The organism is Variovorax boronicumulans, assembly GCF_019352895.1.
Classification (GTDB): domain Bacteria; phylum Pseudomonadota; class Gammaproteobacteria; order Burkholderiales; family Burkholderiaceae_C; genus Variovorax; species Variovorax boronicumulans_A.
In genome coordinates, this window is the sequence record NZ_JAAAFX010000004.1 from 789702 (window position 1) to 809873 (window position 20172).

14 protein-coding genes, 1 pseudogene and 1 riboswitch are annotated in these 20172 nt (G+C 63.1%); of the genes and pseudogenes, 6 read left to right on the top strand and 9 right to left on the bottom strand.

What is annotated here, in order from left to right:
• Window positions 1-2: 2 nt before the first annotated feature.
• The 4 genes from K0H49_RS05245 to K0H49_RS05260 form a co-directional block, all read right to left on the bottom strand.
• Window positions 3-986 carry a type VI secretion system Vgr family protein gene (locus K0H49_RS05245; RefSeq protein WP_219210053.1) on the bottom strand — a complete coding sequence of 328 codons (984 nt, stop codon included), beginning with the start codon at window positions 984-986 and terminating at the stop codon, window positions 3-5.
• 343 nt (window positions 987-1329) lie between these two features.
• Window positions 1330-2085: a hypothetical protein gene (locus tag K0H49_RS05250; RefSeq protein WP_219210054.1), complete on the bottom strand. Its 756-nt coding sequence runs from the start codon at window positions 2083-2085 to the stop codon at window positions 1330-1332.
• Window positions 2082-5255, bottom strand: coding sequence for an AAA family ATPase (locus K0H49_RS30515; protein ID WP_257624590.1), 3174 nt, complete (start codon window positions 5253-5255; stop codon window positions 2082-2084). Before K0H49_RS30515 ends, K0H49_RS05250 begins: the two co-directional genes overlap by 4 nt.
• A gap of 513 nt (window positions 5256-5768) precedes the next feature.
• Entirely contained in the window at window positions 5769-5963 is a 195-nt protein-coding gene (locus K0H49_RS05260; RefSeq protein WP_219210055.1) for a hypothetical protein, read from the bottom strand.
• Here K0H49_RS05260 and fhuF point away from each other — a divergent pair.
• Both fhuF and K0H49_RS30945 read left to right on the top strand, forming a co-directional pair.
• A complete protein-coding gene (fhuF, locus tag K0H49_RS05265; RefSeq protein WP_219210056.1) occupies window positions 5937-6728 on the top strand; it encodes a siderophore-iron reductase FhuF in 792 nt (263 codons plus the stop codon). The genes K0H49_RS05260 and fhuF overlap by 27 nt on opposite strands.
• 83 nt (window positions 6729-6811) lie before the next feature.
• Window positions 6812-8269: pseudogene (locus K0H49_RS30945) on the top strand (ABC transporter ATP-binding protein/permease); the annotation flags it as partial.
• A 9-nt stretch (window positions 8270-8278) separates the two neighbouring features.
• On the opposite strand, the gene K0H49_RS05280 reads toward K0H49_RS30945, so the two are convergent.
• A complete protein-coding gene (locus K0H49_RS05280; RefSeq protein ID WP_219210058.1) occupies window positions 8279-10378 on the bottom strand; it encodes a TonB-dependent siderophore receptor in 2100 nt (699 codons plus the stop codon).
• A 247-nt stretch (window positions 10379-10625) separates the two neighbouring features.
• Window positions 10626-10905, bottom strand: a riboswitch (cobalamin riboswitch).
• Window positions 10906-10965: 60 nt separating this feature from the next.
• Entirely contained in the window at window positions 10966-11439 is a 474-nt protein-coding gene (locus tag K0H49_RS05285; RefSeq protein WP_374122308.1) for a response regulator, read from the bottom strand.
• 194 nt (window positions 11440-11633) lie between these two features.
• On the opposite strand from K0H49_RS05285, the gene K0H49_RS05290 reads away from it, so the two are divergent.
• The 4 genes from K0H49_RS05290 to K0H49_RS05305 all read left to right on the top strand — a co-directional run bounded on the left by K0H49_RS05290 (window position 11634) and on the right by K0H49_RS05305 (window position 16066).
• Window positions 11634-11876, top strand: coding sequence for a DUF1508 domain-containing protein (locus tag K0H49_RS05290; protein ID WP_219210059.1), 243 nt, complete (start codon window positions 11634-11636; stop codon window positions 11874-11876).
• Between the two features lie 400 nt (window positions 11877-12276).
• Window positions 12277-13407: a polysaccharide biosynthesis/export family protein gene (locus tag K0H49_RS05295; RefSeq protein ID WP_219210060.1), complete on the top strand. Its 1131-nt coding sequence runs from the start codon at window positions 12277-12279 to the stop codon at window positions 13405-13407.
• Window positions 13404-13838, top strand: a complete 435-nt coding sequence (locus K0H49_RS05300) for a low molecular weight protein-tyrosine-phosphatase (protein ID WP_219210061.1) — start codon at window positions 13404-13406, stop codon at window positions 13836-13838. The genes K0H49_RS05295 and K0H49_RS05300 overlap by 4 nt, the downstream gene beginning before the upstream one ends.
• Window positions 13835-16066: a polysaccharide biosynthesis tyrosine autokinase gene (locus tag K0H49_RS05305; RefSeq protein ID WP_219210062.1), complete on the top strand. Its 2232-nt coding sequence runs from the start codon at window positions 13835-13837 to the stop codon at window positions 16064-16066. The genes K0H49_RS05300 and K0H49_RS05305 overlap by 4 nt, the downstream gene beginning before the upstream one ends.
• A 422-nt stretch (window positions 16067-16488) precedes the next feature.
• On the opposite strand, the gene K0H49_RS05310 is transcribed toward K0H49_RS05305, so the two are convergent.
• From K0H49_RS05310 to K0H49_RS05320, 3 genes are all read right to left on the bottom strand, one after another.
• Window positions 16489-18501, bottom strand: coding sequence for a polysaccharide biosynthesis protein (locus K0H49_RS05310; RefSeq protein ID WP_219210063.1), 2013 nt, complete (start codon window positions 18499-18501; stop codon window positions 16489-16491).
• A 127-nt stretch (window positions 18502-18628) separates the two neighbouring features.
• Window positions 18629-18994 carry a VanZ family protein gene (locus tag K0H49_RS05315; RefSeq protein ID WP_374122309.1) on the bottom strand — a complete coding sequence of 122 codons (366 nt, stop codon included), beginning with the start codon at window positions 18992-18994 and terminating at the stop codon, window positions 18629-18631.
• Entirely contained in the window at window positions 18991-20169 is a 1179-nt protein-coding gene (locus K0H49_RS05320) for a DegT/DnrJ/EryC1/StrS family aminotransferase (RefSeq protein ID WP_219210064.1), read from the bottom strand. Before K0H49_RS05320 ends, K0H49_RS05315 begins: the two co-directional genes overlap by 4 nt.
• Window positions 20170-20172: the final 3 nt, after the last annotated feature.

The following is a 20172-nucleotide window of genomic DNA, read 5'->3' on the forward strand; positions in this document are numbered from 1 at the left end:
GGTCAAGGCGAGCCGTGGCACGCATGGAAGTGACATCGAGCGCTGCTGGCGCAACGGGGGTACGTATTCAGGATCGGCAGTCCGTCGTTGGCCCGCGTCGCCCCATGCCCATTCGTTCTGTGTTCAAAGCCCTCACCTCCGAGGTCCTTGCATCCCTGTTTGTCCGCAATGCGCGCAATGAACCCTGGGCTGATCGCGCCTGATTGGTGCACCCTCTTCAACTGGTCCTGGATCTTCTGGTCCGTTCGGTGGGTGGATACAGGCTTCGACGCGGAGGGCTCAACAAACTCAATGCGAGTCAAAACCTTCAGTACCCTGGGTAGCACGTTGCTGCTGGGTTTCATGAGGTAGCGCACGTGGGTCGATCCGCACAACGCACGGTCAGGATTTTTTTCCGAAATGAGGCAATAGCTGAATTTCCGTTGTCTGAACTTGGGCTCGCCGGTGGTCATGTCCAGCAAGGTGCCTACGCCATGCCAGTTCTTTCCTTGGAAGGTGATGGCCTTGAAGTGCTCGTTCGGATAGAAGCATGGCGCGTTCGGATCGATGCGCTTACGCTGGCTCTTGGAATATCGAGTGAGATCGCAGGATTTGTCTCGCCCATCTGCTGGGACCCACTCGCCATCGACTTGAGCGGCGCCGAGATTGAAGGAAACCGCGTCCTCGCCCGGACTGACGGCAAGCGCAGGGCGGGCGTTGGTGTCTGTGCATTCGAGTGGAATGTTCAAAGAAAAATACTGACGGTTCTTGACTTCATCAAAGTAGACAGCAGCACCCTCAGCCCCATCGCGATGAGGACCAAAAAAATAGCCTCCCGCCAAGTCATTGATGAGGAATCTGCAATCGCCCTTCAAACTTACTGCACGCGTAGGGGCATGAGTCTCGGATCGTGGCAGTGTTGCACCAATTTTTTGCGCCCACGCTGTACTACCTATGCCCATCAGCACCAAAATCGTTGAGCGAAACAGATGGCCAAACATCTTCATGGCCCCCTCCTGGACCAGCCTTCGGGTTCATCTTTCGTTTGTCCCTGTGCATCAGGAAACTTTTCGCGATCCATCAACACCATGACCGCTGAGACATGCGCCTGGAACCGTGCCTGAACCCCGTAAATGGACGCATAGTTGAAGGATGGGTGCCCCACGTTCACCGTTGCCGCAACATTGCCGAAGCTGCTGTGCGTGTAATAAGGGGCGGCGCCGTGTGTGGGCGTTTGCATCTCGGGTGACGGCCACCTAGACGATGCGGCGCTTTTATCCCTTTTAGAAAACACCAAACAATTGACGCATATCAACGCCAACAGGAGCAAATTGGGCGCGAAACTTTCCATCATTTACGGGGTACAGTAGGCGCAGATGTGGACGGCAATGAATCCACAAACTCGATGCTGCTCAGCATCTTCATGCTCGCGAAAAGGACATCGCCACTGGGATGGCTCAAGTAGCGAACCTGCGTATATCCACACAAAATACTTTCACCTTTCTCAGGAATAAGGCAGTAGTTGAATGTCCTTTGCCGGAACTTGGGCTCCCCTGTGGTTGCGTCCAGCAAGGTGCCCGTGCCCAGCCAGTTCTTGCCTCGGAACTCGAATGCCTTGAAGTGCTCTTCCGGGTAAAAGCATGGCGCATTGACGTCGATGCCCTTCCGCACGGCTTCAGGAAATCGCTTTGGATCACAGGTTCTCTCTCGTAAGTCCACGGGCACCCATTCGTCGCTGACCTGCTTGGCCCCCAACCTGAAAGAGAGTTCGTTTGCACCAAGATCGGCAGCCATTTCGTTCTTCGCGTTGGGCTTAGTGCAGAACAGGGGAATAGCCGATTCTGGCACCCATTTTTTCTCGCTGGGGTAAGCGAGGTAAAACGAGACTCCACCGACCCCGTCTTTATCGGGGCCACGGAAATGATGGCCTTTTAGGTCACTCACGGTGAAATGACAGCCCCCACTCAAATCAACCATGTGCATGGGCACCATGGCCGCGAATTTTGGCCGTCTCAGATTCGACGCAATTTGCGCCTGAGCAATGCCGAAAATGGCGAACAATCCAAGTAGAAGCAGATCACGCAACGCGCGGTGCGCCTTGTTCACAGTAGCCTCCTGACCCATCCCTCGGGCACGTCTTTCATCTGTCCCTGGGCATCCGGAAACTGCTCCCTGTCTGTCAGCGTCATCGTCGCAGCGACGTGCGCTTGGAAGCGCGCTTGCACGCCATAGATAAGGGCATAACTGCTGGACGGATGCCCCACATTGACCGTTGCGGCCACGTCACCGAAGCTGCCATGGGTGTAGTAAGTCACACCGCCTGCAGTTGCCCGCATAAACGCAGCAGTTGGGTCAGCGCTGCGGCCGGCCGCACTCCAAGCCCAGTAAGCGCCGGCGCTGTCGCTGGCTTCGAAGCCACCTTCACCAAGCGTTTCGACAGCATCGCGCAACTTAATGAGTTCGGAGGAGGTCTGTCTCTCTAATGCCATGAATGCCGTACTTACGCCTGTGCTTTGGACAATTCGATGTGCAGCCACAAACTGAGCCTCCAGTTGCGTGCTTACACTGATCCCTTTGAACTTCGCATACTGAATGTAGTTTTCTGGCCAGGTCAGTTGCAGAAACCCTCGACCGAACCAAGGGGCGTATCGGGTACTCGCGCCACCGGTTTCAGCTAACAAAGCAAACCGTTGGGTTTCTTGCATCGCATTGCCATAGAACGCGGCTAGTCGGCTTGGGGTGGTGATGCAGTATTTGCGGGTGGTCTTGTTCAAGTACGTCAGGTTGTCTTTAAGAATCTGTTTCCCGGGATTCACCCCCTCGCTGACCCACCCCTTAGCCCCCGCGTTGCGCAGCGCCGTTTTCGGGAACAGTTGGATGGCCTCTTTCTCACTCAGCCAAAAGCACTGCCTGAAATGCCCCACAAACTCCCTCGGATGAAACCGCCAGTCGGCCTTGAGGAAGTCCCCCGGCAGGTCGAGGAAACTGATCGCCTTGGCGTGCTTCACAAAGCGATTCCATTTCTGCGCGCCCGTCGCGTCGTCGTCAGTATCCTTGTAGTCCTCGGTTTCCAGCCACCCGTAGCGCGCTTCGATGTTGGTTTGATCCCATTCGCTGGGGAACTGGCAGATGGCCCGACGGAGCTTTTCTCGCACAGTGGCTTCGCCCAGCCGCCGCGCGAGTTGCGCGGGTTCCATGCGCCGCTCATTTTGGGGATCGGGGTCGCGGATCAGTCCCCTCAGATGCAGTGAGTCACAACGCTGGTCGTTTGGGGTGGCATCGTCGTTGAAACAGTTCCAGCCCCTGACGGGCAGGAAGTCCGCGTCGCTGAATTTGAACGTGCCCGGCGCGTTGAGGTCCGCCCAAATGGTGCCGGTGGCCGTCGGAATTTCGCGCCAATGAGCGGCGTTGGTCGGCAGCGGATCAGCACCCAGATTTCGCCCGAAACGCAGCAGTTCGTACCAACCGCTCGGGCTGCTGGCGGCTTGGGTGGCGGCATCCAGGCTGTTGTGTCGCTCTACGGCTTTGGTGTAGAGGGTGTATTCAAAATCCGTCTCGAAATTGGGGCTTCCAATGGGGTAGCCGACATCGACCAGAGATGTCGTATCGGCGGTAGCGCGGTAGCTGCTGACGTGGGCGCTGCCCCTCTCGTAGCGGATCTCGACCCACTGAGCAGCGTGCAGCGTATTCGGGGGAAAGTGGTCAGAGGCAGCACTGGCGCCCCCGCCCCCTGTGCCGCGCTGTCCTTGCAGATGACTGGTTGGGGCCGTCGTTCGGGTCGGCGTGCCGGCCGGCAGATAGACGTAAATGCTGCCGAACATGCTGTCAGTGCGGCCATTTTTCGTGGGCGCCATGGGCGCACGTGCACCGCTGCCGTGCGCGATGACGCCCTCTTGCGCGAGCAGACTCAGTTCGGTATCGAGTGCCGCGATGCGCTGACGCAGGTGCTCCACCGTAGCCGGAGGGGTATGCAAGGACATGGCCACGCGTGCGCAGGCGGTGTCGAGCAGGCTGATGGCCTTGTCGGGCAGCTGACGCGATGGAATGTAGCGGTGCGACAGCGTCACCGCCGCGCGCACAGCCTCATCGAGCACCGTCACGCCATGGTGTTGCGTGAACGTGGAAACCAGGCCCCGCACCATCTCGATGGCCGAGACTTCCTCTGGCTCCGGCACCTGCAACACCTGGAAGCGGCGCGTCAACGCAGGATCCTTTTCGATGTGTCGCTTGTATTCGCTCCATGTCGTGGCACCGACGGTGCGCAACGTGCCACGCGCCAGCGCGGGCTTGAGCAGGTTCGCCGCATCGCCCGTGCCGGCCTGGCCGCCCGCACCGATCAGCGTGTGCACCTCGTCCACGAAAAGGATCACCGGCTGGACCGACTGGCCGGCTTCTTCGAGCAGTGCCTTCAACCGGGATTCGAATTCGCCGCGCATGCTGGCGCCGGCCAACAACGCACCCACATCCAGACTGAGGAGCCGCACCTCGCGCAGGATTGGAGGCACCTCGGCTCGCGCAATGGCGAGCGCCAACCCCTCGACCACAGCCGTCTTGCCGACACCCGCTTCTCCGGTCAACAGCGGGTTGTTCTGGCGGCGGCGCAGCAGGATGTCTACCATCGTCCGGATCTCGTTCTCGCGGCCAATCACAGGATCGATCTCACCGGCGCGTGCACGCGCCGTCAGGTCGCTGCAGTACTTGCTCAGCGCAGACTTGCCGTCCTGCACATCTGCCAGCGCACCACTGGACTCCCCTGGCACTGCGGCGGTCAATCCCGAGCCGTCGTGCGCTCCCTCTTTGTCTTCGGGGGAGCCACCGACGATGGCCATGATCGATTCGTTGAGAGCGTCGACTGGAATCTTCTGGAACGCAGCAGACGCACCAATCAGCACACCTCGCAACTCGGGCGTCTGCACAAGTGCCACGAGCAACCAGCCGCTGCGGATGCTGCGTCCCCCGAACTCCAGGCTCGAAAGGAGCCAGGCGCGCTCGATCGTGCTGCCGATGTGATGCGAGAAATCACTCAACGAGGTCGCGCCCGCCGGCAAAGCGGACAACGCAACAGCCAGATCCTTCTCGACAACCTGCGGATCGACCTGGTAGTGGCGCAGGATCCGGTGCAGGTCACTGTCGCTCAGCTGCCAGAGCTGGTGAAGCCAGTGAATGAGCTCAACGTAAGGATTGCCCCGGAGCTTGGCAAATGCCGTCGCGGACTCGAGCGCCCGGAACAGGGTGAGATTGAGCTTGCCGAAAAGTGCGCGTCGGGAGATGGCCATCGCGCTCAACGCCCCATGTGAACGTCAAACGGGCCTGCGGTCGGGTGCGCGATCGCGCCGTGCAGACCGCGCCGCCCGATGCGCAGATCGCCCACACGCCCTTCCATCGGGCGCTGTTCCGCTCCCACTTTTCGAGCCATGAGACTCCCCCCGTTCCCGTATCTTTTAGTAAGCGCAGATTCTGGTGGTGAACGGATGCCCTCGCACATTGGGATTGTGGAGAAAAGTTACCTCGAAGAAGCGAGGCATCAGAACGCGCATTAATACGCAGTTAAAGATGTTTTTTGGCCAGTTACCTTGCAGAAGCCTGCATTCAGATGAAGGACATGAGTACTTTTAACCGTCGTTCAGTCGCACACCGCAACCGCTGCGCGGCAGCTTGGCCGAGAGAGCGCGTTCAGATCGGCTACTTTCCGCCGAGCCCCGCCCTGCCGCAGCGGCCCGCGCAGGCCGATCAAATTGAACGTGTTGCCACCGAAGCGGCGCAGTTCTTCAAGCTGCACGCCATTCGCTTCAGGCGGCCGCATCCAGACGAACGATGCGCGTCGCAGCCAGCCACTCGGGCGCCCCGTGGCCCAAATAGACGATCGCCACATCGGCCAGCTCACGCCGAAGCAGCCCATGGAGGTGCCGCGCCTCCTGCGCGGGCAGCGAGCAGAAGGCTTCGTCTAGGCGGCCACCGTGGCCGCTCTGGGTGGCGACCTGCACGCCGCACTTGAATCGGTGCTGACCGGCCCGCTGGCGCCGTTTCGCGGCCGCCTGTGCTTCGGTCCGCCCGATGCCGCAGTGCTGCCTGTGCACAGCGTGCCGGTCGATGCGTTGATGACGCCTGAGCACCTGCAGCAGGTATGTGGGCATTTCGATGCGAAGCACGGCGCCACGCCAGCGCGCGTGGTGGCGTCGATCTGGTCGAAGTGGCATTTCGCCATCGTCATGCCCGCCTGGTTCATCGGTCATGTGCTGCTCGGGCGCCGGTTGCCGATGGCGCTCGGCGCACTGCGCTTCGACATGGACGGGGAGGGCCGCACGCTGGGCCTGCGCCTGCCCGACGGCGGCGAGCGCATCGGCGGCGCCGCTGATGCCGAGCGGGCGATGTCCGAGCTGATGGATCAGCACCTGACGCCCTTCATCGCGCAGCTGGCCGAGCGCACGGGCGTAACGCACCGCGTGCTGTGGAGCAATGCGGGCAATCTGTTCGAGGCCTTTATCCGCCGCCTCGACGAAACACATCCGGGCCTCGATGGGCTGGCACAGGCGCGCCGCTGGCTCGAGACCGAGGTCGATGCACGCGGGCAGCCGAATCCGATGTTTCAGCCGGTGCTCTACCTGCCGCGTGCCGAAGACCTGCATCGCATGCGCCGAATCTGTTGCATGCGCTATCTCGTGCCCGACCGGGTCTTCTGCACCACCTGTCCGAGCCCGCTTCTCGAGGCGGAGAACAAGGCCTGCAAGCCGCCGGAGGCGAACCCATGACGCCGTCGCATCGCAGCCTGTGGCGTGCGCTCAAGGACGGCATCCGCCTGGCGCGGCCTTACTTCGGTTCGCGCGAACGCGGCATGGCCTGGGCGCTGTTCATCGGCGTGATCGCCTTGCAGCTGTGCGTGGTCGGCATCGATGTCGCGCTCAACCATTGGCGCGGCGCCTTCTTCGAGGCGCTGCAGAAGCGCGATGGCTGCGCCTTCGTGCGGCAGCTCTGGATCTACTGCGTGATCGGCGCCGGCTTCATCCTTGCGACCACCTTCAAGGACTACGTGACGCAATGGCTGTCGATCCGCTGGCGCCGCTGGATGAGCGACGGGCTCGCCGCGCGCTGGCTCGACGGCCCGACGCACTACCGCATGCAGGTGATGGCTACGGCGGGCGAGGGCCCGGACAACCCCGACCAGCGCATCGCGGAAGACGTGCGTTCGTTCGTGCGGCTGTCGATCTCGTTGACGGTCGGCGTGCTGGGCAACCTGGTGTCGCTGGCGTCCTTCGTCTTCATCCTCTGGGAGCTTTCGGCCGCGGCGCCGTTGACGTTGCTGGGGTTGTCCTGGACCCTGCCGGGCTATCTGGTCTGGGTCGCTCTGGCTTATGCGCTGGTGGGCACGGTGCTCACGCACCTGATCGGCCGCGCGCTGATACCGCTCGATGTCGAGCAGGAGCGACGCGAGGCCGACTATCGCTACGCGCTGGTGCGCCTGCGCGATGAGGGCGAGGCGGTGGCGCTGGCGGGCGGCGAGGCCCGCGAGCGCGAGGGGTTGGCGCTGCGCTTCGATGCGCTGGTGCGCAACACCTCCGCACTGATGCGCCGGAAGCGCTCGCTGTCTTTCATGACCGCTGGCTACAAGCACGCATCGCTGGTGTTTCCGTACCTGGTGGTGGGCCCGCTCTACTTTGCGGGAAAGATGACGCTGGGCGTGCTGATGCAGACCGGCTCGGCCTTCGCGCAGGTGCGCTCGGCCATGTCGTTCCTGATCACCTCCTATGCCACCCTGGCCGAGGCCGCGGCGGTGATCCACCGGCTTACGGAATTCGAGGCCGCCATCGCGCGCAACGCCGCGGCAAGCGACGGGTTGTCGAGCGCACGGGCCGAGGAGGGCGGGCTGTTGATCGATTCGCTGGCGGTCGGCGCTGTGGGCGCGGCCTCACCGATCGCACGCGTCGCGTCCTTGCAGATCGCCCCCGGAGAGCAAGTGCTGGTACTTGGCGCGCCGGGCGCCGGCAAGACCAGTGTGATGCGTGCTGCGATGGGCATCTGGCCGCTCGCATCGGGCGAAGCCGCCAGCAGCTTTCGCCGGCCCTGGGTGGTGCAACGCGAAAGCTACGTCCCGGCGGGCTCGCTGCGCGACGCACTCGCGTATCCGCGCAGTGGTGCCGAAGTCTCGCTGGCAATGGCGGCCGAGGCGCTGGTCCATGTCGGACTGGGCGCGCTGGTCGAGCAGCTCCCCTCCGGGCAGCCGTGGGCCGGCAGCCTGTCGGCTGGCGAGCGCCAACGCCTGGGCATTGCGCGCGCATTGCTCGTGCGTCCCGATCTGCTGTGGCTAGAACGACGCCGAAGCCGTCAGCGCCACGCGCCGTCCTACCCCGTAGTAGCAGTTCAGGGCGTTGTCGCAGTTGGCGACGTAGCGGCGGTTGGCGACGTTCTTCACGACCAGCGAGGTGTCCCAACCCTTGAGCGCCGGCGAGAGGTTCACCAGGTTCCAGCGCAGGCCCAGGTCGACCAGCGTCACCGCAGGCACATCGAAGGTATTGAGGCTGTCGCCCCACGACTCGCCCACATGGTGCACGCCCGCCGACAGCGTCATTCCTTGCAGCGCGGCCACGCCACCGACCCGGTACGACAACCAGGCCGAGGCAGTCTGCCGCGGGATGCCCACCGGGTGCTTGTCGAGCCCGTTGACCACCGTGGTCGCGGTGACGATCGCATCGGTGTAGGCATACGACGCCGTCAGGTCCAGCCCCGGCGCGAGCCCGGCCTTGAGCTCGATCTCACCACCGCGCGAACGCACCTCGCCGGTCTGTGCCGCGAAGCCGGGGTTGGCCAGGTCCGGGCCGAGCACATTGCGTTGCTTGATCTGGTAGATCGATGCCGATCCCATGAGCGCACGCCCTGCGGGCACCCACTTGATGCCGGCCTCGACCTGCCGGCCCTGCGTCGGCTCGAAAGGCAGCCCTGCCGCGGTGCTGCCGGTGACCGGCGCGAAGGACTCGGCGTAGTTCAGGTAAGGCGACCAGCCACCGCCCAGTTCGTAGGCCACGCCCAGTTGCCCGGTCGTGGCCATGTCGCGCTTGAGCACATAGGGCGGGTCGCTGAACAGCCCCGTGACCGGGTTCAGCACAGCCGTCTTCTGGTCAAGCACCGCGCGATCGCGCCGCAGTCCCGCGAGCACGGACCAGCGGCCCCACTCGACCTGGTCCTGCAGATAGAAGCCGCCCTGGCGCAACTGCTGCGTTCGGTTCGACGTGATCGGGTTGGCGGGCGTGGCCTGGCCATACACAGGGTCGTACAGATCGAGCAGGTAGGTCGAGGCCCGGTTGGTCCCCGTGGCCTGCGTGTTGGGCACGCTCGCGAAGTCGTAGCCCAACAGCACGCGGTGCTTGAGGCCGGCCGCGTCGATCTGGCCCACCAGGCGCGTGTCGACCTGCTTCGTCACGATGCTGTAGTCGGCAGCGAACAGCTGGCGCACCCAGCGCGTCGAGCCCGAGGCGATGCCACGCGCCTGCACCTCGTCGACGTGGACATCGCCCTTCTTGTAGGCCGCGTTCTGCTCGATCGACCACACGTCGTTGAAGCGGTGCGTGAACTCGTAGCCGACGCGCCAGCTCTCCTTGTGCGAATCGTGCCGCGACGGCTCGCCGAGGAACAGGTTGCGCGAGATGACGCGCCCGTTCACACCCGGCTCGAGCGTGCCCGCACGCGGCAGCGGCTGGTGCGCCGTGAGGCTGGGGTCGTCCTGGCGGCTCGCCATCAGCGTCAGGCTGGTGGCGGCATTGGGCTTCCACGCCATGGCGCCGGCGAAGTAGCGGCGATCGGCCTCGGTGTAGTCGATCTCGCCATCGCTCTTGCGCACCATGCCTGTCATGCGATACTGCAGCGAGGCGTCGGCATTCAGCGCGCCGCCCAGGTCGAACTGGCCCTGCCGCAGGCCCTGGCTGCCCACGCGCACGCCGATCTCGCGCACCGTCTCGGCCGTGGGGCGCTTGCTCCGCAAGTTGATCAGGCCACCCGGGCTGCCCTGCCCGTACAGCGACGACGCAGGACCACGCAGCAGTTCGACGCGCTCGAGCCCATAGGGCTCTTCGGCCCGGTTGCTGTCGTGCAGTTTCAGCCCATCGAGAAACTGGTAGGCCAGGAAGCCGCGCACCAGCGGGTACTCGCGCGACAGCGACGCACTGCCGTAGCCGCCGCCATAAACGCCCGGCGTGTAAGCCAGCGCCTCCATCAGCGACTGTGCATCGCGCGCCTTGATCTCGGTTTCGGTGACCACGCTCACCGAGCGTGGCAAGCGCTCGATCGGCGTCGCGCTCTTGCTCGCGCTCGACGCCTGGCCGGGGCGCAGGCCGTCGCTGCGCACCTCGATCGACGAGAGCGAGGCCTCCTGGGCCGAAGCGCCGGCCGACAAGGCGCCGATCACCAGCATTGCCGGCCAACGGCTCGCAACGGGTGGATTGAAGAGAAACGATGGGCCACGACGGACCCGGCCCATGCGACCACGCGCGGGCGACGACAACGAACTCATGCGAACACTCCTCCAACGGCCGGCGTCCCCGCAGGCTCTGCTTGCGAAGGACACGTTGGTAGGGCGTGACAAGACGCGGCGTCGCCGCGCTTCGAACCCCGGAGGAAAAAGATGCGCGGTCGGCCCGGATCACGCACTCCCGCAGCGTCCGAAGATGATGTCGAAGGCCGGTATCCGGGCTCGCGGAGCGCCTTCATCCATGCGCCGTGGCGACATGGACAAGACAGAAGCCCTCGCCTTCCCACGCCCGAAGGCGCAGTGGCTGGCGACGCCGAAAAGGCATCGCGTGAGGGCTCCGAATCCGCTGACCGTTGCGGGGGCAGCACAGGCCTGTCGCATCGTGCACAAACAACGATGCGGGTCACCTGTTTCCCGTTTGACCTGCATGCCATGTCTGGCAGCGAGGCACCTTCGGATCGAGCCGGACAACGACGCCACCACAGCGGCGTCAGTCCAGCGCGGCGATTATAGGAACGGCCGACGAAGGCTCAACTGTTGGAGACCCGTATCAACGCACCCGCATAGGCCATGAACGCATCGAACTGCGTCGCCTTGTCGAACACCGCGTCGGCGCCCTGGGAGATCGCGCGATTGGCGGACGCTTCTGCATAGTTGGTGAGCACCACCACCCGCTGATGCGGCTTGCGATCCGCGCAGGCCTTGATCACCTCCATGCCCGAACCCTCTTCGAGGAACAGGTCGGTCACCATCAGGTCCCATCCATGCGCGTTGCGGGCCAGCCATTGCGTGGCCTCTGCCTGCGTGGGTGCGATGCCCACGACTTCGCAGTCGACCGAGTCTTCCAGCAAGCCAAGGAGAACATCACGGATGGAGGGGTTGTCTTCAACCAGGAAAACACGAAGCGTCATGGAGAGAATGCGATAAATCAGCGCGACATCACGGCACTTCGACGATGCGAAGGCGGTGCGAAAAAAGAGCAACGCGCTCGACGCAAAAGCCACGCCGATGGATGCACCCGGAAGTCTAGCGGCTCACGGCGCACAGCGTTTTTCGAGCGGCGAACAGGAACCGTTTTTCGCCTACAGACAAATGACAGACGCCATGTTTAAAAATGTGAACGCATGAACGAACTCAGTCGTCAAAGAAGAGACAATGGTCAAGCGCCGGCACGGAGCGCAACAGGCAAAAGCGAACGATGAAATATGTAGTGATACCCCTCAGGGGCGGCCGCTGGGTCTGGGAATTACGCGACGCGGAAGGCGTCGCGGTGTGCGGCAGCACCTCGAATTTCGCGACGCGTGACGCAGCACTTCAGGCCATCCATGCGGTGCGGGCCCTGACGCAGAGGGCCAAGATATTCGACCCGCTGGGGAATGTGCTGGAAGTCGGGACGACGGAGCGTGCGACGCCGAACGCGTCGAACTCGAAGCCTTCCTAGACAGGGTCTTCGAGGCGTCGGCGGCGACGCAGCATGCGCGGCATGCCCCCGCCGACGCGCCGGCCTCATGTGCCGCTAGTTGTGTGTGAGAGACAGTGCAAGCCCCGATGCTGCACAAAGTGAATACAAAAGTTTCTCGAATTTAAGAGCCTCCCATCTTCATGGGACCGCTTGACCGCAGTTCGTCATTTTTGCGAATAGAGCGTTGGCTACAATTGCAAACTGACGCTGCTTCGTCCCTGAAGTGCGCGCCGACTTTCAGTCTCACCGAGGCCTTCTTCTGCGCCGCATGCAGTCGAACGTGCAACGGATTGACCGGCTATGCGTCATCACCGAGACAGTCAAGGAACAACCAGTTTTGAAGCGCTTTGCATCGAAAAATCCCGCACGAGGCGGGTGGATGATGGCCGTCTGCGCCAGTGTTCTCGCGCTGCAAGGCTGTGCAGTGGTCACGGCACCGGGCTTCGGCTATGCCGACGCGGGCACGCGCACCAGCGTGCCGCTCGGGCAGTATGTGGCCGGCGACCCGGACAACCCCGCGCAGGGCGTGATCATTCCGATCACCAAGGACCTGATCCAGGCGCAAAGGCTCTCGCAGCCGCGCGACATCGCGCCGGAAGTCAAGGCGCTGTTCGGCACACCCACCCCTTACACCATCGGCCCGAGCGACGTGATCGGCATCGTGGTGTACGACCATCCCGACCTGCTGCCCTCCGCCGGCGCGGTGATCAGCCAGCAGGCCGACCCCACGGGCATCAGCGCAGCGCCCGGCTTCATCGTGAGTGCTTCCGGTGAAATCAGCTTCCCCTACATCGGTCGCACCAAGATCGCAGGGCTCACGGAGATCGAAGCCAGCGACATGATGGCCAAGAAGCTGGCCCCGTACATCCGGGACCCGCAAGTCACGATCCGCATCGCCTCCTTCCGCAGCCGCCGCGCCTTTGTCGAAGGTGAAGTGCGCGTACCGGGCATGCAGATCTTCACCGACGTGCCCATGACGCTGCCGCAGGCCATCAGCCGCGCGGGTGGCATCACGGCCGCCGGCGACCGCACCATGGTCACGCTCACTCGCAACGACGTCACGACGCGCATCGACATGCCCCTGCTCGAGGCACTGGGTGTCAACGCCAACAAGATCCTGCTGCAAAGCGACGACCTGGTCTCGGTACGCAGCCGCGAAGAGAACAAGGTGTATGTGATGGGCGAGGTCACACGCCCCGCCGCACTGCTCATGAACAACGGCCGCCTGACCCTGAACCAGGCCTTGGGCGAAGCCGGTGGCGCCAGCGTGCTCACGGCCAACACCTCGCAGATCTACGTGATCCGCAACAACGCCCAGGGCGACCCGGCGCTGTTCCATCTGAACGCAGCCTCGCCTGCAGCGCTGGCACTGGCCGAAAACTTCGCGCTCAAGCCACGCGATGTGGTGTACATCGACCCCGTGCCGCTGGTGCAATGGAACCGCATCATCAGCCTGATCCTGCCGAGCGCGCAGGTGGTGAACGTCGGCAGCGAGATCAGCGCCCGGTGAAGTCCGTCCTGGTCGTCTGCATCGGCAACATCTGCCGCAGCCCCATGGGTGAAGCCCTGCTGGCCGCCGCGCTGCCGCAGATCGCTGTGTCGTCAGCCGGCACCGGTGCGCTCATCGGCCACCCGGCCGACGACATCGCCAAGGCCCTGATGAGCGCGCGCGGACTCGACATCGAAGCCCATCGCGCACGTCAGATCACGCAACTGATGTGCCAGCAGGCCGACCTGATCCTCACCATGGACGAAGGCCAGCGCCGCCATATCGAAAGCCGCTACCCGCTCACGCGCGGCAAGGTATTTCGCATCGCCGAAAGCATCAAGCAGGACGTACCCGACCCTTATCGCCAGGGCCAGGACGCCTTCGAGCACGCCCTGCAACTCATCGACGCCGGTGCCCAAGCCTGGGCCGAACGGATACAGAAATTCAAATGACCCCTTCCGCCGCCGCCCCGACCTTGCCCCAGAACCCTGCGGCACAAGACGACGAGATCAACCTGTCGGAATACGTCGACATCCTGCTCGACCGCAAATGGCTGGTGGCCGGCGTCACGGCCGTGGCCGTCGCGATCGGCGTGGCCTATGCGCTGTTCTCGACGCCCGTCTACCAATCGAACCTGCTGGTACAGGTGGAGGACTCGGCGCCGGACGCGAAGGGATTTCTGGGCGACTCGGCTAGCCTGTTCGATGTAAAGACGCCTGCCAGCGGAGAAATTCAAATTCTCCGATCGCGTCTGGTGCTCGGTGCCGCGGTCGATCAGACACGCCTTTATATCGATGCAACGCCTCGGTACCTCCCGATCATTGGCCAGTGGCTCAGCCGCCGCGCTAGCGGTCTTTCAGAGCCCGGATTTCTAGGTATGACTGGCTATGTGAACGGCAAGGAACGCATCGAAGTCACTCAGTTCGATGTACCAACGGCACTGGAAGACGGCAAGCCTTTCATCGTTACCGCAGTGGGTGAAGGCCGCTATACGCTGAGCAGCGAAGATTTCGGCGAAGTGCTGACTGGTCTCGTAGGCCAACCGCTGGTGCATTCGGACGGTGATGGCGGCACGATCACGCTTCTGATTGCCAAGCTCGACGGCAAGCCCGGCGCCCAATTCATCGTGTCGCGAGACTCCCGCCTAGGCACCATCGAGAATCTGCAAAAACGTCTTCAACTCGCCGAACAGGGCAAGCAGTCAAACGTGATCAGCGTGACGCTGGAAGACAGTGATCGCCCTCGTCTATCTCGCATCCTCAATGCCATCGGCGATCAATATGTACGTCAGAACGTCGAGCGCAAAGCCGCAGAGGCGCAAAAGACTTTGGGTTTTCTCGATGAGCAATTGCCGGCATTCAAGCGCCAGTTAGAAGCCTCCGAAGACGCTTACACCAAATTCCGAAACAAGAACGGCACTGTTGCGTTTGACGAAGAGGCTAAGGGGGTACTGACACAATCGATCGAGTTGCAGACCAAGCTTCTCGAGGCCCAGCAGCAGCGTCGCGCACTGGCAGCCAAGTACACGGACATCAATCCAAGGATCAAAACCATCGACGGCCAGATCGGCGCGATCCAGAACGAGCTCGGCACCCTAAATGCCCGTGTAAGCGGCATGCCGACCATTCAGCGGGATGCATTGCGGCTGGAGCGCGACGTGCGCGTGAACGGAGAGCTCTACAAATCACTGCTCAATAGCGCATTGCAACTGCGCTTGGTGAAAGAGGGCAAGGTTGGGAACGTGCGCCTGCTTGACCAGGCAGTGCAACCCCAAAAGCCAATCAAACCGCAGAAGTCCACTATCGTGGCACTGGCGCTGATTGTAGGCCTATTAGCCGGCGCGGCATTAGCTATTGTTCGCAGCTTGTTCATGGGCGGAATTCGCAACCCGGATGAGATCGAAGCACACACAGGGCTCAATGTCTATTCCGTGGTTCCATTCACAGCAGAGCAGGTTCCGGTCGACCAGCGCAACGCGTCGAGTGTGCAACTACTGGCGGTACTTCACCCCGAAAGCCCAGCCATAGAAGCGCTGCGCAGCCTACGAATTGCACTGCAGTTCGCCACGCTAGAAGCAGGCAACAATCGCGTGATGATTACCGGTGCGACCCCTGGTGTCGGCAAAAGCTTTATCTCCGCCAACTTCGCCGCCATCATGGCTGCCGCAGGCAAGCGAGTGCTGCTGATCGATGCCGACATGCGCAAGGGTCACATCCACCAGGAACTCGGCATGCAGCGAGAGAATGGCCTGTCGGAACTGCTGGCCGGCGTGCTCACTTCCACGCAGGCGATTCGCACTCAAGTGCTGCCGAACCTGGATGTACTGACCACCGGCAAGTTGCCTTCGAATCCGGCCGACATGATGATGTCGGAAACCTTCAGCCGCCTGCTGGACACGCTGTCGGAACAGTACGAATTGGTGATCATCGATACGCCGCCTGTGCTGGTGGCGGCCGATGCCGCAGCCGTGGCACCGCATGCCGGCGTCGTGCTGCTGGTGGCGCGAGCCGACCAGACGCAATTGGGTGAGCTCAATGAAAGTGCCAAGCGCCTGGCCCATGCGGGCAAGACGGCGAGTGGCGTACTGTTCAATGCGATGGATATGACGCGCCGCCATTACGGCAGCTATGGCTACAAGTACGGCGGCTATCGGTACACCGAGTACAAGTACAAGACTTGAGTGGTCGAGCGGGCCTCGGCGGCCTGTTCTACTGACTGAGAGATGCCCGCTAGGCGCTTTGCCTGGTGGGCATTTTTTATGGCGAAGCCATGGGGCAGTGCGGATGCCTCCGACGATGGGAAGCGCGCCGCGTCTTTTCCCTTTCGCTCTGGCAAAGAGAGGGAATAGGGGCCATCGCGGTCAGACGAAGGGCCGCGTCAGGGTGGAGGCTCGAAGCCCTCACCCCCGCCCTCTCCCGGAGGGAGAGGGAGCAAGACAGGCTTCATGTATGCGCTACGCGTCGATAAATCGGACAAAAGCTTTTGTGCCCTATCGCTTGCACGTGGCTCCATGAAAAATGCCCCGCTTGTGCGGGGCATCGTTCATCGCGCAATGGGGCTACTTACGCGGCGGATTACATCACACCGAAGCGATCGAAACGCTCAAGCCGCGACATCCAACGGCTCCGACTCCACCGGCAACCAACCACTGTCGGCATAGGTCTGGAGGTTGCGGCGACGGTCGGCCAACGACGGGACCGCAGGCGTGCGCTGGTGCTCCAGATGCACCCAATCGACCACATCGGCATGCGGCTGGTAGCCCGGCAGCATCTGCTTGAGCACAGTCTTAAGCGCGGGCACGTCGTTCTTCGACAGCGCGGCATTGAGCAAGCCGAACAGCCGCGACAGCTCTTCCCAGGGTGGGCACTCCTCGTGCGCCTTCATCACGCGCGGGTGCATGGTGGGCATGGCATTGTCGCCGATGAGCAGCTCTTCGTAGAGCTTCTCGCCGGGCCGCAGGCCGGCGATATGGAAGGCGATGTCGCCGTCGGGCGTGGTCTCGTCGCGCACGGTGCGGCCCGACAGTTCGACCAGGCGGCGGGCCAGGTCGATGATGCGCACCGGCTCTCCCATGTCGAGCACGAACACATCACCACCCACCGCCATGGTGCCCGCCTGGATCACCAGTTGGGCCGCCTCGGGAATGGTCATAAAGTAGCGCGTGATGTCGGCGTGCGTGAGCGTGATGGGCCCACCCGCCTCGATCTGCTTGCGGAACAGCGGCACGACAGAGCCGCTCGAGCCCAGCACATTGCCGAAGCGCACCATCGAGAAACAGGTGCCCGATTGACCCGACTGCTGCGCCAGCCCTTGCAGCGCCATCTCGGCCACCCGCTTGCTCGCGCCCATGATGTTGGTCGGCCGCACGGCCTTGTCGGTGCTGACCAGCACGAAGCGCCGCACCTGGCTGGCCATGGCGGCCTGCGCCGTGATCAGTGTGCCCAATGCGTTGTTCCTCACGCCTTCGGCCGGGTTGTGCTCGACCATCGGCACGTGCTTGTAGGCAGCTGCGTGGTAGACCGTGTCGGGCCGCCAGGTGCTCATGATTTCGCGCATGCGTGCCTCGTCGCGCACCGACGCCAGCAAAGGTAGCACGCGCAGGCTTGGTGCCTGTGCCAGCAGCTCTTGATGGATCGCATAGAGCGCGTATTCGCTCAGTTCGACCAGCAGCAAGGTGCTGGGCGACTGCATCGCGATCTGTCGGCACAGCTCGCTGCCGATGGAGCCGCCCGCGCCCGTGACCAGCACCACCTGCCCGCGGATCGGGCGTTGCAGCAGATCGTCGACAGGGGCCACCGGGTCGCGGCCCAGCAAGTCTTCGATGTCAACTTCATGCAGGTCCTGCACCTGTACACGGCCATGCGCGAGGTCGGCCATGGCAGGCAGCGTGCGCACATGCAGATGAAGGGGTAGCAGGTCGCTCAGAATCTCGGCTCGCCGCTTGTGGCTCGCCGAGGGCATGGCCAGCAACACGTCGGTAATGCCCAGCGTCGCACTGTTCAGCTTGAGCCAGCGCAAGGGCTGGATGCGCACGCCGTTGAGCGTACTGCCCTGCAGGTGCTCGGCATCGTCGATGTAGGCCCGCACGACCATGTCCTGGCTGTGGGCCAGGGCCGCGGTGAGTTGCCGCCCTGCACCGCCTGCCCCGTAGATCACGACCTGCGGCAATGTCTTGCGACGCAAGCTGCTCACATATAGGCCGCCGAGCCAATAGCGCGCTAGCAAACGGGAGCCGCCAACGCTCAGGAACAGCAACAGCGGCGTGATCACACCGATGGTGCGTGGGACGTTCGGGACGCCGACAACACTAAACATCAAGACATAGCCAAGCATGAACAAGGCGCAAGCCTTGACCAATGCCAGCAACGCCGCGCCACCCGCGTAGCGGAAGATGGCACGGTAGAAACCCGAGACGACGAACAAGGGAAGCGCCATCACAATGGCCATGCCGACCGCCATCCATTGAACGCCGCGCAACGCAACCCACTGTTCGTAGCGGAGGCTGAAAGCAAGCCAGACACAGAGAATGCAAAGGCTCGCGTCGACGACCAGTGCCAGCGTGCGCTTGGCAGCCCGGGGCAGACCGAGCAAAGGCTCTGCCATACGATTGATCAACGGGAAACTCCTAGCTCGAACACAATTTCAACAGACTGTTGCCCAATTGTGTCTCGATATGATGACGACCGCGCTCCCCTCTTCATGGAGCCGACAGAAAAATACAGTGGCCTTCAGTCTTTAGTTTTCATTCTGGCGACATGCGGCGGCGCATTAACAACAACGCGCAAGCCTTTCCCATCAGCAACCCGACCCCATCGGCCAGCAAGTCACCCCACTCGGCCATGCGATCGGGCGTGAAGGACTGCAGCACTTCGATCAAGCCGCCGTAGGCCAGCAGCCCCGCCAGCACGGTCCAGATCCGGCCCGGCCAAGCCGCATGCCCAAGCACCGCCAACACCGCGAAACCGAGCATGTGGTTGCTCTTGTCCCAGCCCGTGGTGGGCATGCGTTGTGTAGCCGGCATCAGGCTGAGCACCAGCAGTGCCAACATGGCAATGGCCAACAGCCATCGCCATGTCGCGACGCTCGGCATGCGCCGGCGAAAGCTCACGCGCCGCTCGCCTGCGTCAGCACCTCGCGGATGGCCGCGCAGGTCTTGTCGATCTCGGCGGCCGTGAGCGTGGGGTGCACCAGGAACATCACGCTCGTGTCACCCAGTTCACGTGCGACCTCGAAGCGCTCTGCGGGGCGCCAGCCAGTGGCGTCGAAGGCCTTCTCGAGGTAGACCTCGGAGCACGAACCCTGGAAGCAAGGCACGCCGAGTGCGTTGATGGCTTCGACGATGCGGTCGCGTGTCCAGCCCGGTGCGAGTTGGTCGGGCCGGGTGTAGACGTAGGCCTTGTACTGCGCATGCACGCTGCCGTCGGGCAGCACCGGCACACGCACGGCACCGAAGGGCTGCGCAGCCGCGGCGATGGCCTCGGCATTGCGCGTGCGCTGCGCCGTCCAGTCGGCCATGCGACGCAACTGGATCCGTCCGATGACCGCCTGGATCTCGAGCATGCGCCAGTTGGTGCCAAAGCTCTCGATCACCCAGCGGAAACCCGGTGGGTGCTGGCGCTCGTAGATCGCTTCGTAGCTCTTGCCGTGGTCCTTGTATTCCCACATGGCTCGCCACAGCGACTCGTCATTAGTCGTGACCATGCCGCCCTCGCCGCCCGTGGTCATGACCTTGTCTTGGCAGAAGGACCAGGCGCCGATGTGGCCGATGGACCCCACCGCCCGGCCCTTGTAGCGCGCGCCGTGCGCCTGCGCGCAATCCTCGATCACCTTGAAATCGTGCTCGGCGGCCAGGGCCATGATCGGGTCCATGTCGCAGGGCCAGCCGCCCAAGTGCACACAGATCACGGCCTTGGTGCGAGGCGTAACGACTTTGGCGATGGTGGCCGCGGACAGGTTGCCGCTGTCGGCTTCGACCTCGGCGAACACCGGGGTGGCGCCGGCCGTGACCACGCAGGAAACGCTGGCCATGAAGGTGCGCGGTGTGACGATGACTTCGTCACCCGGGCCGATGTTCAGCGCCTTGAGTGCCACGTCGAGCGCCAGCGTGCCGTTGGCCAAGGCGACTGCATGCGCAGCTCCGGACCAGCTCGCGAATTCCTTCTCGAATTCGCGGCACTCGGTGCCAGTCCAGTAGTTGACCTTGTTGGAGAGCAGCACACGCTGCACGGCGTCGGCTTCTTCGGTGGTGAAGCTGGGCCAGGGGGAGAAAGGAGAGTTCAACACGGG

Coding starts and splice junctions, on each gene's coding strand:
- K0H49_RS05245 (WP_219210053.1), bottom strand. CDS start 986: ATGAAGATGTTTGGCCATCTGTTTCGCTCAACGATTTTGGTGCTGATG.
- K0H49_RS30515 (WP_257624590.1), bottom strand. CDS start 5,255: ATGGCCATCTCCCGACGCGCACTTTTCGGCAAGCTCAATCTCACCCTG.
- K0H49_RS05280 (WP_219210058.1), bottom strand. CDS start 10,378: ATGCTGGTGATCGGCGCCTTGTCGGCCGGCGCTTCGGCCCAGGAGGCC.
- K0H49_RS05290 (WP_219210059.1), top strand. CDS start 11,634: ATGAAATATGTAGTGATACCCCTCAGGGGCGGCCGCTGGGTCTGGGAA.
- K0H49_RS05295 (WP_219210060.1), top strand. CDS start 12,277: ATGATGGCCGTCTGCGCCAGTGTTCTCGCGCTGCAAGGCTGTGCAGTG.
- K0H49_RS05305 (WP_219210062.1), top strand. CDS start 13,835: ATGACCCCTTCCGCCGCCGCCCCGACCTTGCCCCAGAACCCTGCGGCA.